The following is a 295-nucleotide window of genomic DNA, read 5'->3' on the forward strand; positions in this document are numbered from 1 at the left end:
TGTTCCTGGCGCCGAAGGTGGCGCTGCTGTCGCGCTCGAACTTCGGCTCGGGCAGTTCGGCCTCGGGCGCCAAGATGCGCCGCGCGCTGGAGCTGGTGCGCGAGGCCGCGCCGGACCTGGAGATCGACGGCGAGATGCATGGCGACTGCGCGCTGGACGAGGCGCTGCGCCTGCGCATCCTGCCGTCCTCCACGCTCAAGGGCGAGGCCAACCTGCTGGTGTGCCCGAACGTGGACGCGGGCAACATCGCCTACAACCTGCTCAAGACGGCGGCCGGCGGCAACGTGGCGGTCGG

General features: G+C 71.5%; 1 protein-coding gene. It reads left to right on the forward strand.

The window, feature by feature from the left end:
- The coding region (locus AC6LKG_RS26600) for a phosphate acyltransferase (protein WP_498170000.1) at positions 1–295 on the forward strand (295 nt) is incomplete at both ends.

The sequence above is a fragment of the Achromobacter sp. 46006 genome (assembly GCF_059761975.1).